Raw genomic sequence first — 26,964 nt, forward strand, 5'->3', positions numbered from 1 at the left:
TCTCGACACGGCGATGAGTTCGGCCGACCGGGCCGCCGCGCTGACCCACCGGCTGCTCGCCTTCGCCCGTCGGCAACCGCTCGATCCGAGCGTCACCGACGCCAACGCCCTGATCGTCGGCATGTCCGACCTGCTGCGCCGCCGCCGCCCCTCGCCCCGCCGCAACCGGACCCTCCCGCCCCGCCGGACGCTGTCGATCCGCTGGCCGCCGCGATGGCGTCCGCCCCGCCGGTCGCGCCGGCCGAACCGGTGCCGACCGTCGCCACCCCCGCGCCGCCGGTCCTCCCGGCCGCTGTTCCGGCTGCCCAGCAGAAACCCCAGCCTCCGCAGCCGCCATCCCCCGCCCCGATTCCGCTCCCGCCCGCAGTGCCGCCGAAGGCACCGCCGGTGTTCCGGCCGCCACCCGCGCCGCAGCCGGCGCCGTCGGCGCCCAAACCCGACGCCAAGACCTCGGGCAACCCGTTCTCCGTCGAGGAGATCGAGGCCGAGTTCGCCCGCCTCCTGGGGCGCCCGCTGGACAAGCAGGGCTGACGGTTTTCTCAGGGCCCGACGATGTCCGCCTCGGGGACCGGGGAGGCCTCCGTTGGAGGGCACGGATCGCACCGGGACACGCGATCCCGCACCAATCCGGTTCCCTGGCGGCCGATGTTCACGCGGCGCTGCCGGATACGGGTGACGGCGGGTGCGAGGCGCGTCTCCCCCTCCCCCCTTGCGGGGAGGGGTCAGGGGTGGGGGTGGTGCAGACGGCACCGCACCGTTCGATCCTCCACCACCTCCAACGCCTCGGATGGTCCCGGCCGCGCCGATGCGGGCCGGGCGCACGCCGTTCACGATCGGTTAACCCTCTGCTGGAACGCTCCTGTGCGATGGAGGAGCCGATGCTCGCGTTGAATGCCGATACCGCCCGTCGCAGCCGCGCCTATCGGGCGTTCAAGCTCGACCGCGCCGGACGCGTCGCCTCCGCCGAGATCGTCGCGGCCGAGGACGACGGCCAGGCGCGCCGTCAGGTCCGCGCCATGGTGGGGCGCTGCACGATCGAGCTCTGGGAGCGGACCCGGTTCCTCGGCCGCTTCGAGCCCGCCGCGCCGGGGCGGCCCTGAGCCGGGCCGCGCCACTCAGCGGCCGGATGTCTCCGGCATGGCCAGGACCGCGAGGAAGCTGAGGATCGCGGCGGCGGCCAGATAGACTCCGACGAAGCCGATTCCGCCGACGGCGACGAGTTCCTGGGCGATGTAGGGCGCCCCGGAAGCCCCCAGGATCCCGGCGAGGTTGTAGGTGACCGAGGCCCCGGTGTAGCGGACCCGGGTCGGGAACAGCTCCGGCAGGACGGCGCCCATCGGGCCGAACACCCAGCCCATGGCCATGAGGCTGAGGCAGAGGAAGCCGAGGACCGGTGGCCATGACCCGGTCCCGGCGGCCGTGCCCAGCATCGGCCCCATGAGGAAGCCCAGCAGGAACACCCCACCCATCCCGGACAGCAGGACTGGCCTGCGACCGAACCGGTCCGCCGCGGCGCCCGACACGACGATGCCCAAGGCCATGAAGCAGACCGCGATGCATTCGAACAGCAGGAAGGTCGGCCGCGGGTAGCCGAGGGTGCCGGTGCCGTAGCCCAGGGCGAACACGGTGGAGAGATAGAACACCGCGTAGACCGCCACCATCGCGAAGGTGCCGACCAGGACCGCGCGCCCGTGCTGCGTCAGCATGGTGGCGAAGGGCACGCGCTCCGGGCGCGCCTGGCTGAGGGCCGCCCTGAAGGCCGGCGTCTCGGTGAGCTTCAGCCGGACGTAGAGCCCGACGCCCACGAGCGCGGCCGAGGCCAGGAACGGCAGGCGCCAGCCCCAGGCCTGGAAGCTCTCGGAGGACAGGCCGAAGCTCAGGGCCAGGAAGCCGAGATTGGCCAGGACGAAGCCCACTGGCGCGCCGAGCTGGGGGAAGATGCCGTACCACGCGCGCCGGCCCGGCGGCGCGTTCTCCACGGCGAGCAACGCCGCCCCGCCCCATTCCCCGCCGAAGCCGATGCCCTGGCCGCAGCGCAGCACGCACAGGGCCGCCGGCGCCCACCAGCCGACGGCGGCGTAGCTCGGCAGGCAGCCGATCAGGACGGTGGAGAGGCCCATGATCAGGAGCGAGGCCACCAGGGTCGCCTTGCGGCCGACCCGGTCGCCGAAATGCCCGAACAGGGCCGCCCCCACGGGGCGCGCCACGAAGGCGATCGCGAAGGTCGCGAAGGCGCTGAGCTGCTGCACGCCCGGCGCCCCGGCCGGGAAGAAGACCGGTCCAATCACCAGCGCGGCGGCGGTGGCGTAGATGTAGAAATCGAAGAACTCGATCGCCGTGCCGACGAAGCTCGCGGCCAGGATCCGGCCAGCGCTCGGTGCCGCGCCTGTCGCGTCGGCGGTCTCTACGGTCTGCAGCATGGTTCTGGCGGAAACGGATCGGGATCGGTCGCGGCGCTTTCGCACGCGGCGGGTCGCGCGGGAACCCTGAATCCGGCGGCCGGACCTGAGAAGGGCCGCGTTCGCGGACCGACGCGCGCCTGCTCAGGGTTATGATCGAGTGCGGGTTCCCGGCGCAAAACCGCGGGGCTCCTGTGCGAAACCCGCTCGGGTCGCTGTGCGGTGCACCCGCGCCGGCCTTGCGTTCCCCGGTCCCGTTCGCCAAGCTGAACGGCCATATTCCGCGACGGATGCCGGCCGCGGCGCCGTCCCCACCACTCGAGTATTGCGATGAGAGTCACTGTCGAGCGCGCGGCCCTGCTCAGGTCGCTCGGCCACGTGCACCGGGTCGTCGAGCGCCGCAACACGATCCCGATCCTCTCCAACGTGCTCCTGCGCTCGGAGGGTTCGAGCCTGCAGCTGCGGGCGACCGATCTCGACATCGAGGTCACCGAGAGCGTGCCGGCCGACGTCGCCGATGCGGGCGCCACCACCGTGCCGGCGCACGTGATCTACGACATCGTCCGCAAGCTCCCCGACGGCGCCCAGGTCTCTCTGGAGACCGGCGGCGAATCCGGTCAGATGACGATCCGCTCCGGACGCTCGCGCTTCGCCCTGGGCGCCCTGCCGGAAGGCGATTTCCCGGATCTCGCCGCCGGCGAGATGCCCCACGGCTTCGAGATCGCGAGCGCCGACCTCAAGCGCCTGATCGACAAGACGCAGTTCGCGATCTCCACCGAGGAGACGCGCTACTATCTGAACGGCATCTACCTGCACACGCTGGAGACCGAGGGCGGCCCGGTGATGCGCGCGGTGGCCACCGACGGACACCGGCTGGCCCGGGTCGAGATCCCGGCCCCGCAGGGCAGCGTCGGCATGCCGGGCGTGATCGTGCCCCGCAAGGCGGTGGCCGAGATCCAGAAGCTCCTCGACGACGGCGGCGAGACCGTGGCGGTCGACCTGTCGCCCGCCAAGATCCGCCTGCGCTTCGCGGGCGGCCTGACCTTGATCTCCAAGCTGATCGACGGCACCTTCCCGGATTACCAGCGGGTGATCCCGGCCAACAACGACAAGCGTCTGACCATCGAGCGCGACGCCTTCGCCAAGGCGGTGGACCGGGTCTCGACGATCTCGTCCGAGCGCGGGCGGGCGGTGAAGCTCGGGCTCAGCGAGGGGCGCCTGGCGCTCTCGGTCAACAACCCGGATTCGGGCAGCGCCACGGAGGAGCTCGACGTCGACTACGAGGCGGCCGGCCTCGATATCGGCTTCAACGCCCGGTACCTCCTCGACATCACCGCGCAGCTCGAGGGCGACACCGCGCTGTTCAAGCTCGCCGATCCGGGCTCGCCGACGCTGATCCAGGATCGCGAGGGGGCGCCGGCGCTCTACGTGCTGATGCCGATGCGGGTGTAGGTGCAGGCTGCCATGCCGAAAACCGTCATCCGCGATCCCGGTCAGGAAGCCTCACGCGATCGCCTGATCGCGGCGGGGCGCTACGGTTCGCCGGAGGAGGCGGTGGCGGCCGGTGTCGCGTTGCTCCGCCCGCACGAGGATCGCCTCGCGACGATGCCTGAGGCTTGGCGGGAGGGCGTCGCGAGTGGAGATCACGAGCCGCTCGGCGCCACGCCGGATGCCTTGGCGGCGCGCTATGCCGCCATGGAAAAGGCCGGCCCTTGAAGCCTGTCGTCGTGTGGCGGCGAGCCCGAACCGATCGGCGCGAGATCGGTGACTTCATGGCGGCCGACAATCCGACGCGCGCCCGCAGCGTCGTCCCGGAGCTGCGCACCCGTTGTCAGGCGCGCGGTCGCCGGCCGATGATGGGCAGGCCCGCCCCGGAGATGGCTCTCAACGTACGGATCCTCAGATTCCGATCTTCCTTGATCCTTCATCCCAACCTCGACGACCGCATTTCGATCGATCGCGTGCTGCACTCGGCGCGCGACCGCTCCATCGTGCCGCCTTATGAGTGAACTCGACACGGCTCGATCCACACGCCTCACCCGGTTGATCGCCCGCGACTTCCGCAATCACGCCGATCTCGAACTGAACCCCGGCGCCCGCTTCGTGGCCCTGGTCGGCGAGAACGGCGCCGGCAAGACCAACCTGCTGGAGGCGATCTCCCTGTTCGTGCCGGGCCGGGGCCTGCGCCGGGCCGAGTTCGCCACCATGGCGCGATCGGGCGGTCCCGGGGGCTTCGCGGTGTCGCTCACCCTCGACCGGGACGGCGCCGAGCACCGGCTCGGCACGGGGCTGGAGCCGCCGGGTCCGGACGGCCGCACGAGCCGGCTCTGTCGGATCGACGGCGCCCCGGCCTCCTCTCCGGTGGCCTTCAGCGAATTCGTCCGGGTGGTCTGGCTGACGCCGGATCTCGACGGCCTGTTCCGCGGCGCGGCGGGCGACCGGCGCCGGTTCCTCGATCGCCTCGTGCTGGCGGTGGATGCCGGCCACGGCGCCCGGGTCTCCGCGATGGAGCGGGCCCTGCGCTCGCGCAACCGCCTCCTGGAGGACCGGACCGACGACGATCGCTGGCTCGACGCGGTGGAGCGGGAGGTCGCCGAACTCGGCGTCGCGGTGGCGCTCGCCCGTCGCGAGACCGCGGAGCGCCTGGACCGGCTGATCGCCGAGACCCGGGACGATGCGCAGCCCTTCCCCTGGGCGTCGATCCGCCTGGAGGGCGACCTCGACGACCTCGTCGCGGTCTGGCCGGCCATCGAGGCCGAGGACCGCTTCCGCCTCGCCCTGCGCAACGGCCGCCACCGGGACCGGGCGGCGGGCCGCACGCTGATCGGGCCGCAGACCAGCGATCTCGTGGTCCGTCACGGCCCCAAGGACGTGCCGGCTGGCACCGCCTCGACCGGCGAGCAGAAGGCCCTGCTGATCGGCCTCGTCCTCGCCCATGCCCGGCTGGTGCGGGCGATGAGCGGCATCGCCCCCGTGATCCTGCTCGACGAGGTGGCGGCGCATCTCGATCCGCGCCGCCGGGCCGGCCTGTTCGAGGCGCTCGATGCCCTGCCCGGCCAGGTCTGGATGACCGGCGCCGACCCGGCCGCCTTCGCGCAGGCCGGCGACCGGACCGAGGTGCTGCGGATCGGAGCCTAGATTCCCGGCAGAGCCGCCGGAACGGTGGGGGTTGGGTCTCGTGACGCTGCGCTAGGCGGCCCGGATCGTGGCCAGGAAGCGGGACACCTCGGCGCTGAGATACTCGGACTGGCGCGACAACTCGCCGGCCGCGCCGAGCACCTGGCTGGCGGCCGCACCGGTGGCTTCCGAGGCCTGGGCCACCCCCGTGATGTTGCTCGTCACCTGATCCGTTCCGGTGGCCGCCTGGGAGACGTTGCGGACGATCTCCTGCGTCGCCGCGCCCTGCTCCTCCACGGCGGCCGCGATGGTCGTGGCGACCCCGTTGATCTCCCGGATGCGCGCGGTGATCGTGTCGATGGCCGAGACCGCCTGACCGGTCGTCCCCTGGATCTGGCCGATCTGCTGGCTGATCTCCTCCGTGGCCTTGGCGGTCTGCGCTGCCAGTTCCTTGACCTCGGCCGCCACCACGGCGAAGCCGCGGCCGGCTTCACCGGCGCGCGCCGCCTCGATCGTGGCGTTGAGCGCCAGGAGGTTCGTCTGGCTCGCGATGTTGGAGATCAGCCCGACCACCTCGCCGATGCGGCTGGCCGCCTGGCTCAGCTCCTGCACGAGGTGCTGGGTCTGGTCGGCCTCGCCGACGGCCGTCTGGGCGAGGTTGGCCGAGCCGAGCACCTGCCGGCCGATCTCCTGCACCGACGAGCCCAATTCCTCGGCGGCCGCCGCCACGGTCTGCACGTTGGCGGAGGCCTGCTCGGCCGCCGCCGCGACGGTGGTGGACTGGCTGGCCGTCTCGGTGGCGCTCGACGTCATGCTCTGGGCGGTGGCCTGCAGTTCCGTGGCCGAGGATGAGACCAGCCCGACGATGCCGCCGACCGCCCGCTCGAATCCGTCCGCCAGCTCCAGCATGGTGCGCTTCCGCTCGGCCATGGCGGCCTCGTCGGCGCGCCGCTTGACCTCCGCCTCCTCGGCCGCCTTCCGCGCCACCATCGCCTTGATGCCCTCGACCGCCTTGCCGACCGCGCCGATCTCATCGCGGCGGGCCGCTTCGGCGATCTCGGCCTCGATCTCGCCCTTTGCCATGCGCTGCAGGACCTTGACCAGGCGATCGAGCGGGCGCGTGATGCCGAATACCGCGATGAACACCGCAGCGACCAGGCCTGCCAGCATCCCCATGGCGCTGAACATCATCAGGTTCTGCCGCGTTTCATTCGTCTGATTGGTCAGGTCGTCCGACGATTTCGACGTATAGGCCGCAATGTCCAGGGCGAGCTGGCTGCCGTCGGCCAGCAAGATCGAGAAAATCGGATCGATCGCCGAATGGACCAGCGCAATGGCCTTGTCGTTCTGGTTGGCGGAGCCGAGTCGGCGCACCTCGCTCACGTCGCGCAGGTAGCGTTCGATGCGGGTCGCCTGTTCATCGATGCGCGTCGCGAAAGTCGGCGCATGAGAACGCAGAACGGGCAGCAACGCCTTCACCTTGGGCACCGCGGCCTCGAAGCCTTTATTGGCGTCCTGAATCTGATCCGGTTCGGTCTCCGCGATGACGCGATAGACCCAGTAGTTGAGTTCCGTCATCAGGCGGTTCAGGTAGCGAGTCTCGGCGACGGCCGCCGCCTCGTTGACGATGAAGCTGCTGTATGCGTCGTCGATCTTCGTCATGCGCGATTGTGCGTACCAGACGCATCCGCCGACGATCAGGCTGATCAGTGCGATGACGGCCGCCAGCTTGGGCAGCACTTTGATGTTCGACAGCCGCAGCATAGCCTTGCCCTCCGGGTTTGGCACTGTGAGAAGGATTCCGTCCTGTGTAGATTCTGTATCTTAAAAATCTGCGAAAAATCGAATTATGCGGTCAATATATTTACAAATATCTATGGCGATCTATATCAATATACATGCTCTTGATCGAATAACTTCCGCGATATACCCGAATTTTCTGGAATTTCGACGACTATAAATCCGGAGTCGGACGGTTCTTGCGAAAGAGATACTGAAAGCGCGCGTTCGGGAACGATCGACCGGCATGCTCGAGACCCCGACAGCGGCTTGTGCCGATCTGTCCGTCCCCTGATGGGCCGGGATGGAGGTGGCGGAACCGGTGCGCGGCCCTCTCACCCGCCGGGCGCGATGATCCTCCGGAACGACCGCTCTTTCCGCCGGCGCGGTCCGGCGCCACATGTGCCGGGCACCGCCCTCTCCGCCAGAACACGGAACTGTCGAAGCATGTCCAAGCCCGTCCACGCCATGATCCGCGTCCTCGACGAGACGCGTGCGCGCGACTACTACGCCCGCGCCTTCGGACTGGAGGTGTCGGACCGCTACGATTTCCCGGACTTCACCCTCGTCTACCTGCGCGATCCCGCCTCGCCGTTCGAGCTGGAGCTGACGGTGAACAAGGACCGGGACAAGCCCTACGACCTGGGCGACGGCTACGGCCACATCGCCTTCGTGGTCGACGACGTGGAGGCCGAGCACGCGCGGCACCGGCGCGAGGGCTTCACGGCCACGGACGTGAAGTCGCTCAAGCACGGCGCGGATGTGCTGGCGCGGTTCTTCTTCGCGACGGATCCGGACGGGTACAAGATCGAGGTCATCCAGCGCGGCGGCCGCTTCGCCTGACCGCATCCGGATCGGCGGCCATCCGCCGGGGAGCCGCGCGCATCGTCCCGAACGGCGGGTCCAGGCCGTCGAGTAAAAGACGGTCTGCGTCGAAAAGCCAGCGCATCGTCCCGGTTCCGATTTTCGGGACGATGCGCTAGCCGGGATCCATGCCGCACAAGACCCGCATCGTCTGCATCCGCCACGGACAATCGACCTTCAACGCCGCCCACCGGCTCGGGGGTGGTGATCCCGGCTTGCCCGACGCGCGGCTGACGCCCGAGGGCCGCGCCCAGGCCCGGGCCGCGCGGGAGCGGCTGCACGCGGTCCCGTTCGATCTGGTGGTGGTGTCGCCGCTGACCCGGGCGATCGAGACCGCCGCGATCCTGTTCGGCGACCATCCGCGCCGGCCGCGGGTGCTGGTCGAGGTGCTGCACCGCGAGTGCCAGGAGAGCAGCTGCGACGTGGGGCGGGCCGCCTCGGAGATCGCGGCCGAGTTCCCGCATCTCGATGTCGGGCATCTGCCCGAGGTCTGGTGGCATGCCGAGCCCGGCTGCGAGGTCGGAGGCTATCCGGTGGAGCCACGTCCCCTGTTCGATGCCCGGGTCGCGGCGTTCCGGGACTGGCTGCGGGTGCGGCCCGAGGACACCATCGCGGTCGTGGGGCACGGCACGTTCTTCTATCACCTCACCGGCATGTTCCTGGAGAATTGCGGCTCCATCGAGCTCGACCTCGACGCCGCACCCGCCGCCGCGTGATCAGGCCGGGGTTAGCGCCCGCGCCGCATCGAGGCGCTCCCGGGCTCCCGCGAGGGCGATCTCCGGCGCCTGCCGTCCGATCGACAGGGCCGCGTCGAGGATCGCGCAGGCCCGGAGCCACGTGTCGGGCATGAAGGGGGCGGCCTCCTCGGCGACCTCGGCGGCGCAGCGCGCATCCGCCCCTGCGGACTGGGCCGCCGTGGCGGTCCGGGAAACGGCCGCGGTCAGGGCGCCGGCGCGCCAGCGCCGTGCCCGGCCCGCCGCCTCGGACAACGTCCCGGCGCGCCATGCCGCCGCCTTGGCGGCCGCCAGCGCCGCTTCCAGGTCCGGCGCTCCGGTGCAGGCCGCCGCGTCCTCGGCCATGCCGGCCAGGACGCAGAGGGGCGCGAGAATCGCGCGGATGCTGTCCAGGGCGAGGCGTCCGGTCCGGGCGTTCTCGACCGCGGGGGTATCGGCGCTGCCCGCGAGGCGCAGCACGAAGGCGATCAGGTGCGGTCGGACCGCGTCCGGCATGGCGTCGTTGAGCCCCAGGGCGTAGGCCGCGATCGGCCGCGAGAAGCACGGCGGACAATCCGCGCTGGAGCGGATCGCCCGGTAGGGCAGGCCCGCGGCCACGATCGCCGCCTCGTTGATGCAGGTGCCGCCGTCCGGGCCGGGGAAGGGATGCGACCCGGGCAGCAGGCGCCAGTTCAGGATCGGCTCGAAGTCGGCGTGCATCGGCGCTGCCCTCGTCGGAGGCGACCAGCCTCGCACGGCGCGGACCCGTTGGCGAGGGCCCTCAGCCGCCCAGGCCCGGCGCGCGGCCGGAGAGCATCGCGACCCCGAGCACCAGCACGAAGGCGGCGGCCAGGAGTTCCAGGCCGCCGAGCGCCAGGATCCCCGCCCGACCCCGCCCGCCGGCGAGGCGCAGCGCCGCACGCTTGGCGAAGACCGCAAGGCAGGCGAGCGCCGTGGTGGTCAGCGCCGTGCCCAGCGCCATGGCCAGGACCGCCAGGATTCCCGCCCCCGGCACGCCCTGCGACACCGCGAAGACCAGGACCAGCACCGCCCCCGCGCAGGGGCGCGATCCCGCGGCCAGGACCACCCCGGCCCGGGCCCGCCAGGTCTCCAGGGTGTCGAGGGCCTCCGGCCCCGGCATATGGCTGCAGCCGGGGCCGCAGGCGGCGCCGAGACCGGCGAGGCGCCCGGCCTTGCGCCAGGTCAGAACCAGGCCGACCAGGGCTACGAGCGTGAAGCTCATCGTCTCGATCAGCGTCCCGGCTCGGGTGATGCTCGCCGCGGTGGCGTCGAGGATCAGGCTGCCGATCCCGACGATCGCCCCGGCCACGCAGGCCTGGAGCAGGGCGGCGCAGAGGCTCAGCGCGCAGCCGCGCCGGAGCGCCCGCTCCCCCGCCAGGATGTAACCGGCGATCACCGCCCTGCCGTGGCCGGGGCCGGCGGCGTGGAACACCCCGTAGGCGAAGGCGAGCCCGATCAGCGGGCGCCAGTCGCCGCCGCCCCTGAGCGCGCTCACCGCGACGTTGAGGCTGCGGGAAAAGCTCGCCTGCAGGGCCAGGATGATTCCGCCGAGGCCGGTCGTGACCGGGGCGGCTTCGCGAAAACCGATCCCGAAGGGCGAACGTGGCGGCGGCACGGCGAGGCCCGGGGCGACGAGCCACGCGATTCCGGCGGCCAGGAGCGCGGCCAGTCCGACGGCGAGGGCCATGAGGCCGAGCCTCAGCGCCAGACGCCCCGTCCCGGCGATCCCGATGCCCAGCGCATCGCCCCCGTCCGAAAGCCGGCGGCCATCCTTCGGGGCGATGCCTAGGGACATGCCACCAGCACCCGGCTGGCGAACTGCACCCCGTAGCCGGAGGCGGCGGTGAGCGCCTCGAAGAACGCCTCGGTCATGCCCGGGGACCCGGCCTCCGCGGTCTCGGGCTGCGCGATTTTGGGCGGCTCGGTCTTCGGGCGCGTGACGGTGGCGGCGCAGCCCTGGGGGGCGCCGGCGAGGGTGGCCGCGTCGGACCCGTCCGCGAATGCGAACGCGACGAAGTAGGTCGGGTCGTAGACCTCCAGGGCGGCGACCCCCCGGCCCTGCTGGACCGGGTTCTTCAGCGGCAGCAGGAAGGTCATGACCAGGGCCCCGTCCTCCATCCGCGCCGCCGGCTCCTCCGGTTCGGCGAAGGCCTGTTCCCGGCCGCCGACCTTCAGCTTCGTGAAGTAGCCGAACTCGGCGAGGTTGGCGGCGTTCTCGGCCGCGAGCCCGGCGAGTTCGTCCGGGCTGAGGGTGCCGTCCTTGTTGGCGTCGAGGCCCTGCGTGACGAAGGCGGTGTATTCCGGATCGAAGCGCCAGGTGTCGCGCACGCCGACCAGCCTGCCGTCCGCATAGACGAGCTGCGCCTTGGCGGTCACCCAGACATGGGGATGGGCCGAGGCCGCCGAGGCGGCGCAGGCGAGGGCTGCGGCGAGCAGCGCTCGCAGGGTCGGGCGGTGCGCGGCGATCAGCATGGGGCGGGGGCACGCTCGCGGCGGGAGGGAGGCTGTCGAAGCGGTCCCTCCTCGCCCGCCGGTGGGGCGAAAGCGAGGCGCCCCGGCCGCTCACTCCCCCGTGTCGAGGCCCATCAGCTGGAAGCTCACCCGCAGGTCGTTCGACATCGGGATGTCGAGGCGTTCGCCGTTCGGCAGGCGTTTGAGGAACCAGCGCTCGTAGGTCCAGCGCAGGGCCCGGCATTCCGCCAGCCGGGTGAAGGTCTGACTGACGATCCCGGCCAGTTCCGGATCGTCCTTGCGGAACATGATGCCGTAGGGCTCGTAGGAGAGCTTGTCGGGCAGCACCGTGTAGTTCGCCCCGTCCCGGGCGTCGGTGGCGATCAGCCCGTAGAGCAGCACGTCGTCGGTGGCGAAGGCATCCGCCTGGCCGGCCTTCACCATCGCGTAGGAGGCGGCGTGGTCGGGGGCCGTCACCACCTTCGCGTCGATCTTGAGCCGGCCGAGCAGGTCGCGCACGGCCTTCTCGTTGGTGGTGCCGGCGGTGACCACCACGGTCCTGCCGCCGAGGTCGCGATAGGAGGCGATCCCCGCTGCCCGCTTCACGAGCAGCTGCGTGGCGCTGATATAGTCCACCGGCGAGAAGGCGACCTGCCGGCGCCGCTCGGCATTGGCCGTGGTCGAGCCGCATTCGAGGTCGATCTGGCCGGATGTCACCGCGGCAATGCGGTTCTCGGCGGTGATCGGCGCGTAGCGGATCTTCACCGGCCGGCCGATCGCCGCCTGGACGTCGTCGGCGACCTCGCCGCAGAGGTCGAGGGCGTAGCCGATCGCCCGGGGCGCACCGTCCGGGTTCCTGCCCTCCACGAAGGAGAACGGCACCGAACTCTCCCGGTAGCCGAGCACGATCTCGCCGCGCTCGGCGACGCTTTTGAGGGTGCCGGTGAGCACCTCGACCGCCGCGGCCGGGTGCGCGCCCGCCAGCGCCAGGACCAGAACAGCCACGGACCGCATCGCCATCACCCGCCCTCCCAACCGCGCCCCGCCGCTATTCCGCCGGCGACGGCACGGTGCCGACATGGTCGAGGCGCTGGTCGGTGGCGGTGAGCTGCCCCTCCCACTTGGCCACCGCCACGGTGGCGACGCTGTTGCCCAGCACGTTGGTGGCCGAGCGGCCCATGTCGAGGAACTGGTCGATGCCGATGATCAGCAGCAGCCCGGCCTCCGGGATGTTGAACTGCGCCAGGGTCGCCGAGATGACCACCAGCGAGGCGCGCGGCACGCCGGCCATGCCCTTCGAGGTGACCATCAGCAGGAACAGCATCGTGAGCTGCTGACCCCAGGTCAGCGGGATGTTGTAGGCCTGGGCGATGAACATCACCGCGAAGGTGCAGTACATCATCGAGCCGTCGAGGTTGAACGAGTAGCCCATCGGCAGCACGAAGGACGTGATGCGGTTGGGCACGCCGAATTCCTCGAGGTTGGTCAGCATCTTCGGATAGGCCGCCTCGCTCGACGCGGTCGAGAAGGCGAGCACGAACGGCTCCTTGATCAGGTTGATCAGCCGCATGATGCCGTTGCCCCCGAGCATCAGGAAGCCGACGAACATCAGCAGCGACCAGAGAACCCCGAGGCCGATGTAGAATTCGATGAGGAACTTGCCGTAGGTGATCAGCACCCCGATCCCCTGCGTGGTGATCGTCGCGGCGATCGCCGCGAACACCGCCACCGGGGCGAACATCATCACGTAGCCCGTCACCTTGAGCATGACGTCGGCCAGGCCCTCGATGCCCTTGGCCAGGAACCGGCCCTTCTCGCCGAGCGCGGCGAGCCCCACGCCGAAGAAGATCGAGAAGACCACGATCTGCAGGATCTCGTTGTTGGCCATCGCCTCCACGGCGCTCTTGGGCACGAGGTGGGTGACGAACTCCTTGAGCGAGAGCGAGGCGGTCTTGAGGCCGGTGTTGGCCCCGACATCGGGCAGCGGCAGGTTCAGGTTCACGCCCGGCTGCATGAGATTCACGAGGATCAGGCCCAGCATCAGCGAGCAGAACGAGGCGCCGACGAACCACAGCAGCGCCTTGCCGCCGACGCGGCCCACCGCGGCCGTATCCCCGAGATGGGCGATGCCGACCACCAGCGTCGAGAACACGAGCGGCGCGATGATCATCTTGATCAGCCGCAAGAACACGTCGGAGATCAGCGCGATGTAGCCGGCGATCTCCTTGGCGGTCTGCGGATCGGGCCAGGTGATGCTGCAGGCGTAGCCCACCGCTATCCCCAGGAGCATGCCGATGAAAATCATCGTCGTGAGCCGCGAACCCGTCATCGGTACTGCTCCTCGCCTTGGCTCGGGATGATCGAGCATAAAGTTCGTTAACGTGAAGCACGATCTACGCCATACGCAAGCCCATTCGGGGGATGTTACTCGGCTAGTCGACTGTTTTCGCGCGACGCCCGCGCGGGGATGAAACCTGTGGCCCTCGTGCTACGGCTGCGGTACGGGATTTGCCCCGCCGTGCGGCCTGCGCTCTGCGCGGGCGGCACTGAAACCAGCGTGCGCGAGAGTTCATGGACGTCTTCGTACAGCAGTTGATCAACGGCCTGACGCTCGGCTCGATCTACGGCCTGATCGCCATCGGCTACACCATGGTGTTCGGCATCATCGGCATGGTGAATTTCGCCCACGGCGACGTCTTCATGGTCTCGTGCTTCATCGCCCTGATCACCTTCCTGATCCTGACCACGTGGCTCGGGGTCAGTTCCATCGCCCTGGCCTTCCTGGTGGTTCTGGTGGTCGCCATGGTGCTCACCGCCCTGTGGGGCTGGGCGATCGAGCGCGTGGCCTACCGGCCGCTGCGCGGCTCGTTCCGGCTGGCGCCGCTGATCTCGGCGATCGGCGTGTCGATCTTCCTGTCGAACTTCGTCCAGGTGGTGCAGGGCGCGCGCAACAAGCCGACGCCGCCGATGCTGTCGGGGGGGATCACCCTGTTCGAGCGCGACGGCTACGCGGTGTTCCTCGCCTGGAAGCAGGTGCTGATCATGGTGGTGACCGCGGTGCTGCTCACGGGGTTCTGGTACCTCGTGCAGCGGACCCCGTTCGGACGGGCGCAGCGCGCCTGCGAGCAGGACCGCAAGATGGCGGCGCTCCTGGGCATCGACGTCGACCGCACGATCTCCCTGACCTTCGTGCTCGGTGCCGCGCTGGCGGCGGTCGCGGGCGTCCTCTACCTGATGTATTACGGCGTCGTGTCGTTCTCGGACGGCTTCGTTCCCGGGGTGAAGGCCTTCACCGCGGCGGTGCTCGGCGGCATCGGCTCGCTGCCCGGGGCGGTGCTCGGCGGGCTGATCATCGGCCTGATCGAGACCTTCTGGTCCGCCTATTTCTCCATCGAGTACAAGGACGTCGCCGCCTTCTCGATCCTGGCGATCGTGCTGATCTTCATGCCCTCGGGCATTCTGGGCCGGCCGGAGGTCGAGAAGGTCTGATGGCCCGTTCGCAGACTGCGCTCCCCGGCTCGGTGATGGCCGGAATCCTGCGCGACGCCGGGCTCTACGCCCTCGTGGCCTTCGGCCTGTGCGTACCGATCATCGCCTACCGCACCGATCCGGGCCCCGGAACCGACCTGGTGCTGGTGCCGCGCTGGGGGCTCGTGGCGGCCCTGTGCGCGGCGATCTTCGTGGTCCGCCTCATCCAGCGGCTCGTGCTCCTGCGCCGGGACGCCCGGCGGGCCCTGACCCCGGCCCCGACCCAGGCCACCGAGGCGGTTCATGGCGAGCCGGCTGCGGGCCAGAAGAACGCCAAGCTCGGCGTCTGGCTGTTCATCGGCATCGCCCTGACCCTGCCGATGATCGCGGCGCTGGCCACCGGCGGCCTGTCCTCGGCCCGCTACTGGATCGACCTCGGCATCCTGATCCTCACCTACGTGATGCTCGGCTGGGGCCTGAACATCGTGGTCGGCCTCGCCGGCCTCCTCGACCTCGGCTACGTGGCCTTCTACGCGGTCGGCGCCTATTCCTACGCCCTGCTGTCGACCACCTTCGGCCTGTCGTTCTGGATCTGCCTGCCGCTGGCGGGCCTGTTCGCCGGGCTGTGGGGCATGATCCTCGGCTTCCCGGTGCTGCGCCTGCGCGGCGACTACCTCGCCATCGTGACCCTGGCCTTCGGCGAGATCATCCGCCTCGTGCTGATCAACTGGACCGACGTGACCGGGGGCGGGGCCGGCATCTCGTCGATCCCGCGGGCGACCTTCTTCGGGATCCCGTTCACCGCGGGGGAGGACGGATTCGCGGCCCGGTTCGGCATCCCCTACGATTCGATGCACCGGCTCGTGTTCCTGTACTACCTGATCCTCGGGCTCGCCCTAATCACCAACTTCGTCACCCTGCGCCTGCGCCGCCTGCCGATCGGCCGGGCCTGGGAGGCTTTGCGCGAGGACGAGATCGCCTGCCGGTCGCTCGGCATCGACACCACGGCCACGAAGCTCACCGCCTTCGCCCTGGGGGCGGCCTTCGGGGGCGTGGCCGGCTCGTTCTTCGCCGTGCGCCAGGGCTTCATCAGCCCCGAGAGCTTCAACTTTTTGGAGAGCGCCATCATCCTGGCGATCGTCGTGCTGGGCGGCATGGGCAGCCAGGTCGGCGTCGCCATCGCCGCGGTGGCGATGGTCGGCGGGCCGGAGATGCTGCGCAACCTCGGCTTCCTCAAGGCCGTGTTCGGCGAGGGCTTCGATCCCAACGAGTACCGGCTGCTTCTGTTCGGCCTCGCCATGGTGGCCATGATGGTCTGGCGGCCCCGCGGGCTGATCTCGGTGCGCCTGCCCTCTGTGTCGCTCGGCGAGCGCCGCGCCGTCTCGGGGGCCCACGTGAGCGAGGGGCACGGCTGATGGCACATCAACCGGATCCCCGGGCGGCGGCGCAGGCCCCCGCCCCGCCGGTGCTCGCCGTCGAGCACCTGACCATGCGGTTCGGCGGCCTGACCGCCGTCTCCGACCTGTCCTTCGTGGCAAGGCGCGGCGACATCACCGCGCTGATCGGCCCGAACGGGGCCGGCAAGACCACCGTGTTCAACTGCATCACCGGCTTCTACAAACCCACCGAGGGCATGCTGAGCCTCGCCCACGCCGACGGCGCGACGCATCTCCTGGAGCGCCTGCCGAACCATGCGGTGAACAGCACCGCCCGGGTGGCCCGCACCTTCCAGAACATCCGCCTGTTCCAGGGCATGACCGTGCTGGAGAACCTGCTGGTCGCCCAGCACAAGCCGCTGATGCGGGCCTCGGGCTACACGATCCTGGGGCTGCTCGGCCTGAAGACCTACCGCGACGCGCAGGCCGCCGCGATCGAGCGGGCCAAGGCCTGGCTCACCCGCATCGACCTGATGGACCGGGCCGACGACCCGGCGGGCGCCCTGCCCTACGGCGCGCAGCGGCGGCTCGAGATCGCCCGGGCGATGTGCACCGACCCGGTCCTGCTCTGCCTCGACGAGCCGGCCGCCGGCCTCAACCCGCGGGAATCGGCGGAGCTGAACGGGCTCCTGCGCCACATCCGCGACGCGCACGACACCTCCGTGCTGCTGATCGAGCACGACATGTCGGTGGTCATGCAGATCTCCGACCACGTGGTCGTCCTGGATTACGGCCAGAAGATCGCCGACGGCACGCCCGCGGAGGTGCAGTCCGACCCGAAGGTGATCGCCGCCTATCTCGGCGTCGAGGACGAGGAGGTGGAGGCCGTGGAGGCCGAGGTCGGCATCACCGTGCCGCATGCGGCGGGGCCGCGGGCCGGCGCACCGGCAGGAGCGTCCGTATGAGCGTCGCCGGCATCAACGTCCTCGTCGAGGAGACCCGGGCGATCCAGGCGGGGGCCAAGCCGCCGCTCCTCGCGGTCCGGGACGTCTCCACCTATTACGGCAGCGTCGCGGCGCTGCGGGGCGTCGATCTCGACGTGGCCGAGGGCGAGATCGTCACGCTGATCGGCGCCAACGGCGCCGGCAAGTCGACCCTGATGATGACGGTGTTCGGCAGTCCCCAGGCGCGCTCGGGGACGATCACCTATGACGGGCGCGACATCACCCGGCTGCCGACCCACGCCATCGCCCGGCTGGGCATCGCCCAGTCGCCGGAGGGCCGCCGGGTCTTCCCGCGGATGAGCGTCTACGAGAACCTCCAGATGGGTGCCGCCCTCCATGACGGCCGCTTCTTCGCCGAGGATCTGGAGAAGGTCTGCACCCTGTTCCCGCGGGTGAAGGAGCGCCTGAACCAGCGGGCCGGCACCATGTCGGGGGGCGAGCAGCAGATGCTGGCCATCGCCCGGGCGCTGATGAGCCGCCCGCGCCTGCTCCTCCTCGACGAGCCGTCGCTCGGCCTCGCACCGCTGGTGGTGAAGGGCATCTTCGACGCGATCCGGGAACTAAACCGGACCGAGGGGATGACGATCTTCCTCGTCGAGCAGAACGCCTACCACGCCCTCAAGCTCGCCCATCGCGGCTACGTTCTGGTCAACGGCCGGGTGACGATGAGCGGCACCGGGCGCGCGCTCCTCGACGATCCGAACGTCAAGGCGGCCTATCTGGAAGGGGGCCATGCCGGCCCGGTGGGGGCATGAGCATGTTGCAGGGGCTCCTGTACGAGGAGGACTCGGCCTGGCTGTTCCTGTTCGTCACCGTGGTGATGGGCGGCTGGGCCGGCTGGATGGCGGCGCGCGGCATCGCCCGGGGCTGGCGGCCGTTCTGGCACTGCGCCCTGGCGCTGCTGCTCGTGGCGGCCGCCGTGCGCTTCATCCACTACGCCCTGTTTTCCGGCACGCTGCTGTCGCTGCACTACTATGCGGTCGACGCGGTCGTCGTCATGATCATCGGCGCGGCGGGCTTCCGCTACACGCGGACGCGCCAGATGACGAGCCAGTACCGCTGGCTCTACGAGAAGACCTCACCGCTGACGTGGCGTGCGCGTGCACCCGAGGCGGGCGAGGTCGTATGAGTGCGGCCGGATCCGCACGTGCGGTCCTGACAACATGGGGATGTACGCGATGAGATCGATTCTGCTCGCCGGGCTCGCGCTCGGCGCCATGGCGGCGGCCGCGCAGGCCGCCGAGGTCAAGCTCGGCATCGCCGCGCCGATCACCGGCAACAGCGCCGCCATCGGCGCACAGCTCAAGAACGGCGCGAGCCAGGCGGTGGAGGACCTCAACAAGGCCGGCACCCTCAAGGGCACGACGCTCTCCGTCACCGTGGGCGACGACGCCTCCGATCCGAAGCAGGGCGTCTCGGTGGCCAACAAGTTCGCCAGCGACGGCGTCAAGGTGGTCGTCGGGGACTACAATTCCGGCGTGTCGATCCCGGCCTCCGACGTCTATCTCGACGCCGGCATCATCCAGGTCACCCCCGCCTCCACGAACGTGAAGTTCACCGAGCGCGGCATGTGGAACACGTTCCGCACCTGCGGCCGCGACGACCAGCAGGGTGCGGTGGCCGGCACCTATCTCGCCACGCACTTCAAGGACAAGAAGATCGCCTTCGTCCACGACAAGACCCCCTACGGCAAGGGTCTGGCCGACGAGACCCTGATGGTGCTCAAGGCCAAGGGGATCAAGCCGGTGATGTTCGAGGGCATCAATCCCGGCGAGAAGGACTACTCGGCGCTGGTCTCGAAGCTGAAGTCGGCGAATGTCGACGTGGTCTATTTCGGCGGCTATTACACCGAGGCCGGGCTGATCCTGCGCCAGATGCGCGACCAGGGCCTCAAGGCGCCGATGATGGGCGGCGACGGCATGGTCGACCGCGAGCTCGTGTCGATCGCGGGTCCCGCCGCCGAGGGCACCCTGACCACCTTCCCGCCGGACGCCCGCAAGAACCCGAACGCCAAGGGGACGCTCGCCGCCTTCAAGGCCAAGAACATCGATCCCGAGGGCTATACGCTCTACTCCTACGCGGCCGTGCAGGTGCTGGCCAAGGCGATGGCCGAGACCGGCTCCAGCGACGGCAAGAAGCTCGCCGACTGGCTGCATCAGGGCAAGGCCGTGGAGACCGTGGTCGGCCCGATCGCCTATGACAAGAAGGGCGACATCACCCGGCCGGATTACGTCATGTACGAGTGGAAGAAGGGCGCCGACGGCAAGATCGACTACAGCGGCAACGAACTGACGAAGTAAGCCGCCGCGGCGTCCCGCGCCGCCAGCTAGGCTGCCGCCGTCCCGTGCCACCGCGCGGGGCGGCGGCGTCGTTTCGGATGCGGTGAATTCGTCAGCCTTGATGGGCGATCCGGTCTCGACACCGGGTGCGTCCGCCTAAGAAGTGTGCATGATGCCGCCGGCGCGGGCGACAGGTCGGCTCGGCCGCCGGGGAGATGGCCATGGGGACGGCAGGGATCGCCGCGGCGGGCATCCGCGTGAGCTTGGCTGCGGCAGCTCCGTACTCGGCCGCAGTTTCCCGCGGCGCCTCGACCCGCCTCCCGGCACCATCATTGCAAAGGCGTCGCCCGAGCGGGCAGGCGCATGCGCCCGGCCGCCAGCCGACGCCGTTCGGCCTGATCCAGGAGTTCCGTACCGATGCAGTCTGATATCGCTCGCCGCGGCGTCGCCGCGGCGCTGGGCTTGGCCCTCGCCTTCGCCCCCCTGAGCCTGCGGGCCGAGGATCTCACCGGCACCCTCAAGAAGGTGAAGGAGACGGGCGCCATCACGATCGGCTACCGCGACGCGTCCGTCCCGTTCTCGTATCTCAGCGGCGACCAGAAGCCGATCGGCTACGCGATGGACATCTGCTACAAGATCGCCGACGCGGTGAAGGCCAATCTGGGCCTTCCCAACCTCGAGGTGAAGCTCAACCCGGTCACCTCCGCCACGCGTATCCCGCTGATGGCGAACGGCACGATCGACCTCGAATGCGGCTCGACGACCAACAACGCCGAGCGCGAGAAGCAGGTGTGGTTCACCAACTCGCACTTCCTCACCGCAACCCGCTACGTCTCGAAGAAATCGGCCAACCTGCACACGATCGAGGACCTGAAGGGCAAGACCGTCGTCTCGACCTCGGGCACCACGAACATCAAGCAGATCAACGAGGCCAACACGGAGCGGAAGCTCGGCCTGACGATCCTGCCGGCCAAGGACCATGCCGAGGCGTTCCTGATGGTCGAGACCGGCCGCGCGGCGGCCTTCGTGATGGACGACGTGCTGCTCGCCTCGCTGGCCGCCTCCTCGAAGGACCCCTCGGCCTACGAGATCTCCACCGAGGCCCTGTCGAAGCCCGAGCCCTACGGGATCATGCTGCGCAAGGACGACACGGCCTTCAAGAAGGTCGCGGACGACGCCACCGCCAAGCTCTACACCAGCCCCGCCGGCAAGGCTCTCTACGACACGTGGTTCACCAAGCCGATCCCGCCGCGCAACATCAACCTCAACCTGCCGATGAGCGCGGATATGAAGAAGCAGTTCACGACGCCGATCGCCAGCCCGGATCCGGCGGCCTACTGAGATCGCGACGACGCGATGACGTGCACCGCGGAGCCCGGCTCCGCGGTGCACCTTTATAAGATCAGGGCAGAAGCGGCGCGATGAACTACAATTGGAACTGGCGGATCTTCTTCGACGCCTCGCCGGAGGGTAACGGCACCTATCTCGACATGCTGCTCTCCGGGCTCATGTGGACGATCGCGACCGCCCTCTGCGCCTGGGTGATCGCCTTCTTCCTGGGCTCCCTGGTCGGCGTGCTGCGCACCCTGCCGTCGAAACCCGCGAACGCGATCGGCACGGCCTATGTCGAGCTGTTCCGCAACGTGCCGCTGCTGGTGCAGATGTTCCTCTGGTACTTCGTGCTGCCGGAGGTCGTCCCGACCCGGCTCGGCGACGCGATCAAGCAGATGCCCGATGCGCCGTTCTACACGGCGGTGGTCTGCCTCGGCTTCTTCACCGCCTCGCGGGTGGCCGAGCAGGTTCGCGCCGGCATCCAGGCGCTGCCCCGCGGCCAGGGCATGGCCGGCACCGCGATGGGCTTCACCACCTACCAGACCTACCGCTACGTGCTGCTGCCGAACGCCTACCGGATCATTCTGCCGCCGATGACCTCGGAATTCCTCAACAACCTCAAGAACACCTCGGTGGCCCTGACCATCGGCCTCCTGGAACTCACCGCCCGGGCCCGCTCGATGCAGGAATTCTCGTTCCAGGTGTTCGAGGCGTTCACGGCGGCCACCCTGCTCTACGTGATCATCAACCTCGTGGTCGTCACGGCGGCGACCTTCCTGGAAAAGGCGGTCGCCATCCCCGGCCAGCGCTGAGGACCGCCCGCACCCGATCCTCCGGCGCCGCCCGACGGCCACCGCGAACAGGCCCCGATGCTCTCGAATTTCGACTACTCCGTCATCCTGTCGTCCCTGCCCTACCTGTTCGGACAGGGCATGGTCTTCACCGTGACGCTCACCGCCATGGCGGCCGCGGGCGGCGTGGTCATCGGCACCCTGCTGGCGATGGCGCGGCTCTCGGGCATCCCCGGCCTCAGCCATGTCGCCAAGGGCTATGTCGAGCTGTGCCGCTCGCTGCCCCTCGTGCTGGTGATCTTCTGGTTTTACTTCCTGGTTCCGTATATCGGCGCCTACGTGACCGGCGCCACGACGCCGATCCAGGTCGGGGCCTTCCCGTCGGCGCTCATCACCTTCATGGCGTTCGAGGCGGCCTACTTCTCGGAGATCATGCGCGCCGGCATCCAGTCGATCGCCAAGGGCCAGACCGCCGCCGCGCAGGCGCTCGGGATGAATTACTGGCAGACCATGGGCAACGTCGTCCTGCCCCAGGCCTTCCGCAACATGCTGCCGCTGCTGCTGACGCAGACGATCGTGCTGTTCCAGGACACGTCCCTGGTCTACGTGCTCTCGCTCACCGACTTCATGGGGGCCGCCTCGAAGGTGGCCCAGCGCGACGGCCGGCTCGTCGAGATGTATATCTTCGCGGCGATCGTCTACTTCGCGATCTGCTTCTCGGCCTCGTTCCTGGTGCGCCGCCTGCAGCGCCGCGTGGCCATCATCCGCTGACCGACACTGGAGACCGCGTATGACCTCGTCCCCGATGCCGGCCCCGCATGCCGCCGAGCCCGCCCTCGACGCCGCGCACGCCCCGGCGGATGTCGGCCTGCAGCCGGGCGGCCTCGTTTCCGCCGTGCCCGCGGCGGCGCCCGGCGAGACGATGATCGCCATCGACGCCATCAACAAATGGTACGGCGACTTCCAGGTGCTGACGAACTGCACCACCAAGGTCGCCAAGGGCGAGGTGGTTGTGGTGTGCGGCCCCTCCGGCTCGGGCAAGTCCACCCTGATCAAGTGCGTCAACGCCCTGGAGCCGTTCCAGAAGGGCCAGATCACGGTCGCCGGCACTAAGGTCGCCGACAAGGCGACCAACCTGCCCAAGCTCCGCTCGCGGGTCGGCATGGTGTTCCAGCATTTCGAGCTGTTCCCGCACCTGTCGATCACCGACAACCTCACCATCGCCCAGCGCAAGGTCCTGGGACGGAGCGCCGAGGACGCGAAGAAGCGCGGGCTCGACCTGCTCGCCCGGGTCGGCCTCGGCGCCCATGCCACCAAGTTCCCGGGCCAGCTCTCCGGTGGCCAGCAGCAGCGTGTGGCCATCGCCCGGGCGCTCGCCATGAACCCGGTGGTGATGCTGTTCGACGAGCCGACCTCGGCGCTGGACCCCGAGATGGTCGGCGAGGTGCTCGACGTGATGGTGGAGCTCGCCAAGGAGGGCATGACCATGATGGTCGTGACCCACGAGATGGGTTTTGCCCGCAAGGTCGCCGACCGGGTGATCTTCATGGACCGGGGCGAGATCGTCGAGGACGCCAAGAAGGAGGACTTCTTCGGCAGCCCCCGTTCCGAGCGTGCCCAGACCTTCCTGTCGAAGATCCTGCAGCATTGAGGGTCTGAGTTGGTCCAGAGCCAATCGATCGGGATGGCTCGAAACGATGGTGCCGCCACCGCGGAACTTGCCGGGTTTCCCGGCCGCTGTGCGGGTGCGGCCGAAGACGTCCCGGCCCGGTGGTGGTTTGCGGATGCGCTGGAAAGACGCGAGCGGCGCGATCTACGAATGGGACTACCAGCACGGGCACGTTGAGAAATATGATGTGCGCGGCAGCCATCTCGGCGGGTTCGACGCTGCCACTGGTGAGCCGGTGTCGCGAGCTGACAGCAAGAGGCGCGTAGAGCCATGAACGTCGGACATATCGTGGCCGGATATGACAAGGCCACGGAACGCCTCACCATCGAGCATGATGTTCCTCTCACACTCTTCGCAGAGGTGCGAAGCCTTGCCGAAGTGCCCGATACGGACCGCCAGGCGCTCGGATCGTATCCGCTCAGCCTGTCCGCGGTTCGCAAGATTGCTTCCAAAATGCCGGCTTCCCTGAACGTGGATGCCTACGATTGGTTTTTGGAGCCCGTGCGTTCAGAACTTTGATGGCTCTCAGCGGGAGGCATGCGACGGTTAAGCCAGAGCCTCCTGCGCAACCCGATAGTCCCGCCCGTGCCGGCAATAGCCCTCGACGATGCGGATCATGGTGGCGCGCTTCTCGGCATCGAGGGGGGCGAGGATCCGCGCCGGACGGCCGCCCCACAGGTAGCCGGCCTCTAGGATCTGGCCGGGATCGGTGGTCGCGCCGGCGGCCAGCATCACGTCGTCGGCGATCAGGGTGCCGGGCGCGATCGCGGCGCCGATCCCGATGAGCGCCCGGGCGCCGATCCGGCTGTCGGCGATCCGCACGTTGTGGGCGATCGTCGTATCGCGGCCGATCACGACGCCATCGCCCCGTGTGCGGATGACGGTATTGTCCTGGATGTTGGTGTCGGCGCCGATCACGATCGGGCCGACCTCGGCGTTGAGATCGCAGCAGAACAGCACGCTCGAACCCGCACCCAGGCTCACCCGGCCGCGCAGGGTCGCGGTGCGGGCCACGAACACGCTCTCGTCGACCTCCGGCGGCTCTCCGGCCGGCGGAAGGGCGGGGCCGTCGCCCATCCGCTCGCGCAGGCGCTCGGCCCGCTCGGCCACGTCCTCGGGGCTCACCGGCTGGCGCGGCCGCGCCGGGCTTCCCGCATAGGCGTGGCCGCCGGGGAGCTGCGCCCGCGGGAACACCGTGGACCCCGCCTCGATCACCGCACCGTCGCCGATCTCCGCCCCGTCGAGGATCACCACGTCGTCCTCGATCACGACGTCGGAGCCGACGGTGCAGGCATGCACGACGCTGTTGCGCCCGACCGTCACGCGGTCGCCGACCTGCGTGCCCCGCACCAGGGTGGCGATGTGCACCGTGGAGCGGTGACCCAGCCAGAACCGGTCGCCGAGGGTGACGCTCTGCCCGTCCGCCCGGATCACGGCCTCGTCGCCGATCCAGGCCTGCGCGCCGATGCGGGCGGCCCCGATCACCGTGCTGCCGCGGCCGCACCAGACCGGTCGGCTGGCGAAGTCGGGCTGGACGCCGTCGTAGGGCAGGATCAGGTCGGGGGTCACGCGGATATCCTTCTCCACCGCCGGTCGGGGCTCGCGGGGTGATCCGAGCCGGCGGCGAACGATGCGGGGCCAGCGGGGCGCGGCGGACCGTCTCATATAGAGCCGCGCCGCGGTGTGACAGGCGCGGGGCTGGTCGGCGACGCTCCGGACCCCTATGGACCGGAGGATGAGCGCGCCCGTTCCGAGCGTCGGCATCCAGGCCGAGCCCTTCGACACTGCGACCGAGATCGCCCGGGTGAGCGCTGTCCTCGGGGGGCGCGTCGGCGCCATCATGACCTTCTCGGGCCTGTGCCGCGACGAGGACGGCCGCCTGGCGGCCCTGGAACTGGAACATTATCCCGGCATGGCCGAGGCGGAGATCCTCCGGGTCGCCGAGGAGGCCGCTGCGCGCTGGCCGCTCCAGGCCCTGCGGGTGATCCACCGGCACGGGCGCGTGCATCCGGGCGACGGCATCGTGCTGGTGATCACCGCCTCCAGCCACCGGGTCGCCGCCTTCGAGGCGGCGAGCTTCCTGATGGATTACCTCAAGACCCGGGCGCCGTTCTGGAAGCGCGAGCACCTCGTCGACGGCACCGTCGGCACTTGGGTCGAGGCCATGGCGCAGGACGACGCCGCGGCCGACCGCTGGCGCTGAGCCCGGCTAAACGATCAGCGCGTTGAGCAGCACCGCGAGGGCGCCCCCCGCGATGGCGATGCCCATCAGGATCACGCTGCTGAGCTGATCGCCGGTATCGACTGTCCGGCCGGGGCCGAGGGAGCGGCTCGGCGTCTCGCCATAGGGATCCATCATACCGTCTCTCCTGCCCGCGTCGGCGCTCCGACGCCGGCGACCAACGCGCGAACGGCGTTTCGGTCCCATGCACTGTCGGCGGCCTCGGACGCGCCGGCGGCGCCCCGGCATGCACACGTCCCCCGCCCGCCGCACTTGACCCTGGCGGATCCGCGGCGTTCGTGGGGCCAGGGCTCAGGAGCGGTGATGTCAGACGGACAGGTGCAGGAACTCAAGGGTCCGGTCGGGCCCTGGCGCGGGACGCTACCGCTCGCCGCCTCGGGCATCGCGGTGGTCTGCTTCGCGGCGGCGCTCGCGCTGGCCTGGATGTCGGTGGGCACGCTGCTGCTGATCTTCGCCGGCGTGCTGCTCGGGGTCTTCCTGGACGGTCTGACCCGCGGGCTCGGCCGGGTCCTGCCCCTGCCCCGGGCCCTGCGGCTGACCATCGCCAGCCTCGCGGTGGCGGTCGCGGTGGTCGGCTTCGGCAGCTACGGGGGCGCCACCGTCGTCCAGCAGGGGCGCGATCTCGGCACCACGATCAAGGATCAGGCCGGAACGGTTTCGGGCTGGCTCGCCGAGCGGGGCATCGACGTCCCGAGCCTCGCACCGCAGGGGGGCGGCAAGGACGGCTCGACCGAATCCGGGCAGCGGGAGGGCGGCCTCGGCGGCCTCGCCAACGGCCTGCTGAAGGGCAGCAGCTCGATCGTCTCGGATGCCGGCAGCGTGCTGGGGCCGGCCGCGGCCGTGATCCTCGGGCTGTTCGACGCCCTCGGCAATCTCCTGGTGATCGCCTTCCTGGGGCTCGCCTTCGCGGCCGATCCGAAGGCCTATCGGGACGGGGTGCTGCGCTTCGTGCCGCCGCAGAAGCGCCGGCGCGCGGCCAAGGTCCTCGACGGCGCCGGCGAGACCCTGCGCCACTGGCTGTTCGGCCAGTTGATCATCATGGCCGTGATCTTCCTCTGCACCTGGGCCGGGCTGGCCTTCCTGGGGATCGGCGGCGCGCTGATCCTCGGCCTCCAGGCCGGGCTGCTGGCCTTCGTGCCGACCGTAGGACCGCTGGTGGCCGGCATCGTGATCATCCTGGCGGCCCTGGCCTCGGGCCTCAAGGCGGTGATCGGCGCCGTGGGCGTCTACCTGGCGGTGCAGTGCCTGGAGAGCTACGGCCTGACCCCGTTCATCCAGAAGCGGGCGCTGGACATCCCGCCGGCCACGATCTTCGCCGGGCAGCTGATCCTGGGCGTGATCTTCGGCCTCTGGGGCATCGCCCTGGCGCTGCCGATGATGGCGGTGATCAAGGTCCTGCTGGAGCAGCTCTACGTGGAGGATACCCTCCACGAGCAGCCGAGCAGCTGACCGGCGCGCC

Annotated in this window: 31 protein-coding genes; 22 read left to right on the forward strand and 9 right to left on the reverse strand. The window is 69.9% G+C overall.

What is annotated here, in order from left to right:
- Positions 1-387: 387 nt before the first annotated feature.
- Together MKK69_RS12275 and MKK69_RS12280 are read left to right on the forward strand one after the other, a co-directional pair.
- Positions 388-531, forward strand: a complete 144-nt coding sequence (locus MKK69_RS12275; protein ID WP_243968225.1) for a hypothetical protein — start codon at positions 388-390, stop codon at positions 529-531.
- A gap of 347 nt (positions 532-878) precedes the next feature.
- The gene (locus MKK69_RS12280) at positions 879-1,100 is read left to right on the forward strand and encodes a hypothetical protein (protein ID WP_243968151.1); all 222 of its coding nucleotides are present in this window, start codon (positions 879-881) and stop codon (positions 1,098-1,100) included.
- Positions 1,101-1,115: 15 nt separating this feature from the next.
- On the opposite strand, the gene MKK69_RS12285 is transcribed toward MKK69_RS12280, so the two are convergent.
- Complete coding sequence (locus tag MKK69_RS12285) at positions 1,116-2,420, reverse strand: MFS transporter (RefSeq protein WP_243968152.1); 1,305 nt, start codon at positions 2,418-2,420, stop codon at positions 1,116-1,118.
- Between the two features lie 309 nt (positions 2,421-2,729).
- On the opposite strand from MKK69_RS12285, the gene dnaN reads away from it, so the two are divergent.
- From dnaN to recF, 4 genes are read left to right on the forward strand one after another with little or no spacing between them, the layout of a single operon-like run.
- On the forward strand, positions 2,730-3,851 hold the full coding sequence (gene dnaN / locus MKK69_RS12290) for a DNA polymerase III subunit beta (protein ID WP_243968153.1): 1,122 nt from the start codon (positions 2,730-2,732) through the stop codon (positions 3,849-3,851).
- 12 nt (positions 3,852-3,863) lie between these two features.
- Positions 3,864-4,115, forward strand: a complete 252-nt coding sequence (locus tag MKK69_RS12295) for a type II toxin-antitoxin system ParD family antitoxin (protein WP_243968155.1) — start codon at positions 3,864-3,866, stop codon at positions 4,113-4,115.
- Positions 4,112-4,408 carry a type II toxin-antitoxin system RelE/ParE family toxin gene (locus MKK69_RS12300; RefSeq protein WP_243968156.1) on the forward strand — a complete coding sequence of 99 codons (297 nt, stop codon included), beginning with the start codon at positions 4,112-4,114 and terminating at the stop codon, positions 4,406-4,408. Before MKK69_RS12295 ends, MKK69_RS12300 begins: the two co-directional genes overlap by 4 nt.
- Entirely contained in the window at positions 4,401-5,537 is a 1,137-nt protein-coding gene (gene recF / locus MKK69_RS12305; RefSeq protein ID WP_243968157.1) for a DNA replication/repair protein RecF, read from the forward strand. The genes MKK69_RS12300 and recF overlap by 8 nt, the downstream gene beginning before the upstream one ends.
- A gap of 51 nt (positions 5,538-5,588) precedes the next feature.
- Here the strand turns inward: recF and MKK69_RS12310 are convergent, their stop codons facing one another.
- Positions 5,589-7,280 (reverse strand): methyl-accepting chemotaxis protein, encoded by a 1,692-nt coding sequence (locus MKK69_RS12310; protein WP_243968158.1) that lies wholly within the window; start codon positions 7,278-7,280, stop codon positions 5,589-5,591.
- Between the two features lie 462 nt (positions 7,281-7,742).
- On the opposite strand from MKK69_RS12310, the gene MKK69_RS12315 reads away from it, so the two are divergent.
- Together MKK69_RS12315 and MKK69_RS12320 are read left to right on the forward strand one after the other, a co-directional pair.
- Positions 7,743-8,138 (forward strand): VOC family protein, encoded by a 396-nt coding sequence (locus tag MKK69_RS12315; RefSeq protein WP_243968159.1) that lies wholly within the window; start codon positions 7,743-7,745, stop codon positions 8,136-8,138.
- 149 nt (positions 8,139-8,287) lie between these two features.
- On the forward strand, positions 8,288-8,875 hold the full coding sequence (locus MKK69_RS12320; protein ID WP_243968160.1) for a histidine phosphatase family protein: 588 nt from the start codon (positions 8,288-8,290) through the stop codon (positions 8,873-8,875).
- On the opposite strand, the gene MKK69_RS12325 is transcribed toward MKK69_RS12320, so the two are convergent.
- From MKK69_RS12325 to MKK69_RS12345, 5 genes are all read right to left on the reverse strand, one after another.
- Positions 8,876-9,592 carry a hypothetical protein gene (locus tag MKK69_RS12325; protein WP_243968161.1) on the reverse strand — a complete coding sequence of 239 codons (717 nt, stop codon included), beginning with the start codon at positions 9,590-9,592 and terminating at the stop codon, positions 8,876-8,878.
- Between the two features lie 61 nt (positions 9,593-9,653).
- Entirely contained in the window at positions 9,654-10,580 is a 927-nt protein-coding gene (locus MKK69_RS12330; RefSeq protein WP_243968218.1) for a nickel/cobalt transporter, read from the reverse strand.
- Positions 10,581-10,678: 98 nt separating this feature from the next.
- Complete coding sequence (locus MKK69_RS12335; protein WP_243968162.1) at positions 10,679-11,365, reverse strand: DUF1007 family protein; 687 nt, start codon at positions 11,363-11,365, stop codon at positions 10,679-10,681.
- 90 nt (positions 11,366-11,455) lie between these two features.
- Positions 11,456-12,364, reverse strand: coding sequence for an amino acid ABC transporter substrate-binding protein (locus tag MKK69_RS12340; protein WP_243968163.1), 909 nt, complete (start codon positions 12,362-12,364; stop codon positions 11,456-11,458).
- Between the two features lie 28 nt (positions 12,365-12,392).
- A complete protein-coding gene (locus MKK69_RS12345) occupies positions 12,393-13,673 on the reverse strand; it encodes a dicarboxylate/amino acid:cation symporter (RefSeq protein WP_243968165.1) in 1,281 nt (426 codons plus the stop codon).
- Positions 13,674-13,915: 242 nt separating this feature from the next.
- Here MKK69_RS12345 and MKK69_RS12350 point away from each other — a divergent pair, with 242 nt between their 5' ends.
- From MKK69_RS12350 to MKK69_RS12400, 12 genes are all read left to right on the forward strand, one after another.
- Positions 13,916-14,833 (forward strand): branched-chain amino acid ABC transporter permease, encoded by a 918-nt coding sequence (locus MKK69_RS12350; RefSeq protein WP_243968166.1) that lies wholly within the window; start codon positions 13,916-13,918, stop codon positions 14,831-14,833.
- Positions 14,833-16,227, forward strand: a complete 1,395-nt coding sequence (gene livM / locus MKK69_RS12355; RefSeq protein WP_243968167.1) for a high-affinity branched-chain amino acid ABC transporter permease LivM — start codon at positions 14,833-14,835, stop codon at positions 16,225-16,227. The genes MKK69_RS12350 and livM overlap by 1 nt, the downstream gene beginning before the upstream one ends.
- Positions 16,227-17,153 carry an ABC transporter ATP-binding protein gene (locus MKK69_RS12360; RefSeq protein ID WP_243968168.1) on the forward strand — a complete coding sequence of 309 codons (927 nt, stop codon included), beginning with the start codon at positions 16,227-16,229 and terminating at the stop codon, positions 17,151-17,153. The genes livM and MKK69_RS12360 overlap by 1 nt, the downstream gene beginning before the upstream one ends.
- Positions 17,150-17,947 carry an ABC transporter ATP-binding protein gene (locus MKK69_RS12365; protein WP_243968169.1) on the forward strand — a complete coding sequence of 266 codons (798 nt, stop codon included), beginning with the start codon at positions 17,150-17,152 and terminating at the stop codon, positions 17,945-17,947. The genes MKK69_RS12360 and MKK69_RS12365 overlap by 4 nt, the downstream gene beginning before the upstream one ends.
- Positions 17,948-17,952: 5 nt before the next feature.
- The gene (locus MKK69_RS12370) at positions 17,953-18,321 is read left to right on the forward strand and encodes a DUF6867 family protein (RefSeq protein WP_243968219.1); all 369 of its coding nucleotides are present in this window, start codon (positions 17,953-17,955) and stop codon (positions 18,319-18,321) included.
- Between the two features lie 49 nt (positions 18,322-18,370).
- Complete coding sequence (locus MKK69_RS12375) at positions 18,371-19,492, forward strand: branched-chain amino acid ABC transporter substrate-binding protein (RefSeq protein WP_243968170.1); 1,122 nt, start codon at positions 18,371-18,373, stop codon at positions 19,490-19,492.
- 396 nt (positions 19,493-19,888) lie between these two features.
- Positions 19,889-20,812 carry an amino acid ABC transporter substrate-binding protein gene (locus MKK69_RS12380; protein WP_243968171.1) on the forward strand — a complete coding sequence of 308 codons (924 nt, stop codon included), beginning with the start codon at positions 19,889-19,891 and terminating at the stop codon, positions 20,810-20,812.
- Positions 20,813-20,892: 80 nt separating this feature from the next.
- Positions 20,893-21,615, forward strand: a complete 723-nt coding sequence (locus tag MKK69_RS12385) for an amino acid ABC transporter permease (RefSeq protein WP_243968172.1) — start codon at positions 20,893-20,895, stop codon at positions 21,613-21,615.
- A 57-nt stretch (positions 21,616-21,672) separates the two neighbouring features.
- Complete coding sequence (locus MKK69_RS12390) at positions 21,673-22,365, forward strand: amino acid ABC transporter permease (RefSeq protein WP_243968174.1); 693 nt, start codon at positions 21,673-21,675, stop codon at positions 22,363-22,365.
- Positions 22,366-22,516: 151 nt separating this feature from the next.
- Positions 22,517-23,245 (forward strand): amino acid ABC transporter ATP-binding protein, encoded by a 729-nt coding sequence (locus MKK69_RS12395; RefSeq protein ID WP_243968221.1) that lies wholly within the window; start codon positions 22,517-22,519, stop codon positions 23,243-23,245.
- A gap of 46 nt (positions 23,246-23,291) precedes the next feature.
- Positions 23,292-23,537 (forward strand): colicin E3/pyocin S6 family cytotoxin, encoded by a 246-nt coding sequence (locus tag MKK69_RS31330; RefSeq protein WP_409564801.1) that lies wholly within the window; start codon positions 23,292-23,294, stop codon positions 23,535-23,537.
- On the forward strand, positions 23,534-23,782 hold the full coding sequence (locus MKK69_RS12400) for a hypothetical protein (RefSeq protein ID WP_243968176.1): 249 nt from the start codon (positions 23,534-23,536) through the stop codon (positions 23,780-23,782). Before MKK69_RS31330 ends, MKK69_RS12400 begins: the two co-directional genes overlap by 4 nt.
- A gap of 27 nt (positions 23,783-23,809) precedes the next feature.
- On the opposite strand, the gene MKK69_RS12405 is transcribed toward MKK69_RS12400, so the two are convergent.
- The gene (locus MKK69_RS12405; protein WP_243968177.1) at positions 23,810-24,832 is read right to left on the reverse strand and encodes a gamma carbonic anhydrase family protein; all 1,023 of its coding nucleotides are present in this window, start codon (positions 24,830-24,832) and stop codon (positions 23,810-23,812) included.
- Positions 24,833-24,998: 166 nt separating this feature from the next.
- Here MKK69_RS12405 and MKK69_RS12410 point away from each other — a divergent pair, with 166 nt between their 5' ends.
- Complete coding sequence (locus MKK69_RS12410) at positions 24,999-25,466, forward strand: molybdenum cofactor biosynthesis protein MoaE (RefSeq protein ID WP_243968178.1); 468 nt, start codon at positions 24,999-25,001, stop codon at positions 25,464-25,466.
- 6 nt (positions 25,467-25,472) lie between these two features.
- Here the strand turns inward: MKK69_RS12410 and MKK69_RS12415 are convergent, their stop codons facing one another.
- Positions 25,473-25,622 (reverse strand): hypothetical protein, encoded by a 150-nt coding sequence (locus MKK69_RS12415; protein WP_243968227.1) that lies wholly within the window; start codon positions 25,620-25,622, stop codon positions 25,473-25,475.
- A gap of 186 nt (positions 25,623-25,808) precedes the next feature.
- On the opposite strand from MKK69_RS12415, the gene MKK69_RS12420 reads away from it, so the two are divergent.
- Positions 25,809-26,954, forward strand: a complete 1,146-nt coding sequence (locus MKK69_RS12420) for an AI-2E family transporter (protein ID WP_243968179.1) — start codon at positions 25,809-25,811, stop codon at positions 26,952-26,954.
- Positions 26,955-26,964: the final 10 nt, after the last annotated feature.

Origin of the sequence: Methylobacterium sp. J-026 (assembly GCF_022829585.1) — a bacterium.
Lineage (GTDB): Bacteria > Pseudomonadota > Alphaproteobacteria > Rhizobiales > Beijerinckiaceae > Methylobacterium.